At 73.9% G+C, this 2057-nt stretch carries 3 protein-coding genes; 2 read left to right on the top strand and 1 reads right to left on the bottom strand.

Translation table 11 applies throughout. From position 1 onward, the window contains the following. A partial coding sequence (locus LLG88_08530; protein ID MCE5246947.1) for a zinc ribbon domain-containing protein occupies positions 1–422 on the bottom strand: 422 nt, incomplete at its 3' end. 102 nt (positions 423–524) lie between these two features. Here LLG88_08530 and LLG88_08525 point away from each other — a divergent pair. Together LLG88_08525 and LLG88_08520 are read left to right on the top strand one after the other, a co-directional pair. Then, on the top strand, positions 525–1040 hold the full coding sequence (locus tag LLG88_08525; protein MCE5246946.1) for a chemotaxis protein CheX: 516 nt from the start codon (positions 525–527) through the stop codon (positions 1038–1040). 103 nt (positions 1041–1143) lie between these two features. After that, positions 1144–2057 (top strand): hypothetical protein (locus LLG88_08520; protein ID MCE5246945.1); only part of this gene is annotated, 914 nt, incomplete at its 3' end.

Below are 2057 nucleotides of genomic sequence, written 5' to 3'. Positions count from 1 at the left end.
TCCCCCAGTTGCTCCTCGATCCGGTCCGGATCCTCCCCGGCCTCCATCCGGCGCAGCGCCTCCTCCATGCCGCCGCCGACCGGCAACCCGCCGGCGTCGAACAGCTTGCGCATCAGCCGCGCCGCCTGCTTCGGGTCGTTCTCGTCCACCCCGTCGATGTCGCCGGCCAAAGACTCCATCGCCCGCTCGAGGCGCGCGTCGTCGATCTCCGGCCCGCCCTCGTCCCCCTCCGCCGACTCCTTCAGCCCGCGGGACACGGCGAACGTCGAGGCCTGCCGGGCGAGCCCGGCCGCCCCGCAGCGCGGACAGGACGGGGACGCCGTGGTGTTGATCGACCGCGAAAGAAAGCTGTAGACGCGGTGGCACGCGCGGCAATAGAACTCGTAGATCGGCATCGGGAAGGCGCCTCCGGAGTTCTTCATTACAATTTCCCGTCTTCGGCCGCAACCGCGCCGGGTCAAGTCTCGGCGCGGCGGGCCGAAGAGAGGACCGGCGCCGCCGCGCGCCGCGAGGGCACACGCGCAATGAGCGATGCGAACGACTTTCTGGGCCTGCAGGTCAATCCCGTCCTGCTCGAAGCCGTTTCGGGCGGCACCAAGATCGGGCTCGAGATGGCGGGCGTCGTCCCGCAGCCGGTCGGGGCCTCCAAGTTCCCCAAGTCGAACCGCCGGATCTCCGTGCTCGTCGGGCTGCTCGGCAGCCACACCGGCACGATGAACTTCAACCTCTCCGAGCGCGCCGCGCTGCTCCTCGCCGGCAAGCTGCTGGGCGAGGAGCAGAGCGAGTTCGACGAGGAGACGCTCGACGCGATCGCCGAGTTCGGGAACATGATCGCCGGCGGGATCAAGTCGCTCTGCGCCGAGAACGAGTTCGGCTTCACCAACCTCTCCTGCCCGACCGTCGTGATGGGCGCGAGCTACGACCTCTACTACTCGCGCGGCTTCACGACCGTCTCGGTGGACTTCGAGCTGGAGGAGATCTCGGTGGTCCACATGAAGGACCGCTGCTTCTCCGTCTCCGTCTCGCTGATGAAGCGCTGACCTCTCCGCCGGGAGAGAGACGGCCGGACCGGCACGGTGCGTGCCGGTCCTTCGTCTATCATGGCCTCGGGCGCGGCGGGTCCGGCCGCGCCGGGGGCGATCGATGAACGTCGAGCGGGTGTTCCTGGGCCGCGGCGAGGCGTGCCTCGCGGCGGCGGCGAAGTGGTTCGAAGGGGCGTTCGCGGAGGGCGGCGCGCTCGACCTCTCGCGCGTCGTCGTCGTCGCGCCCGGCCGCCGCGGAGGGCGGCGGCTGCTCGAACTGCTGGCCCTCGCCGCGCGAACCGCCCCGCTGGCGCTCGCGCCGCCGCGCGTCGTCACCCCCGGGGCGCTGCCGGAACTGTTCGTCCCGCCCGCCGCCGACGCCGCGGACGACCTCGCCGGACTGCTGGCCTGGGCCGCGGCGCTGTCCGCCGAGTCGGACGCAGCCGCAAAGAAGGTCTTCCCGCGCGGCGGAAGCGGCCTCGCCGCGCGCCTCGCCGAGGCCGACGACCTCGCCGCGGCCGCATCCGGGCTCGCCGCGGAGGGGCTGCGCTTCGCCGACGCCGGCCCGCGGCTCGCCGCGCGGCTCGGCGCCGCGTTCGACGCCGCCGAGCGCGAACGTTGGGCGGCCCTCGCGGCGCTCGAAGCGCGCCGCGCCGCGCTGCTCGCGGACGCGGGGCTCGTCGATCCGAACGATCTGCGGCGCCGCGCGCTCGCCGCAACGGCCGCGCCCGCGGCGCCGGCCGCGATCGCCGACGCCGCGCCGCGGACCGCCTCCGAGGAGAACGCCGCGCAAGACGCGGACGAGCGGACGTTCGTCCTGCTCGCGGCGACCGACCTCAGCGCGCTGGCCAAGCAGTTCCTCGCCCGCTCCGGGGCGCGCGTCGTCGCCCTCGTGGACGCGCCGGCCGACGAGGCCGCGCTGTTCGACGAGTGGGGCTGCGTCGTCCCCGAACGCTGGGCCGAGGCGAAGATCGACCTCTCGCGCGCCGCGCTGCGGATCGTCGCCGGGCCGCGCGCGCAGGCCGACGCCGTGGT

The organism is bacterium, from assembly GCA_021372775.1.
Lineage (GTDB): Bacteria > Acidobacteriota > Polarisedimenticolia > J045 > J045 > JAJFTU01.
The sequence above is the reverse complement of the archived record's forward strand: the minus strand, read 5'-3'. Positions and strand labels throughout refer to the sequence as shown.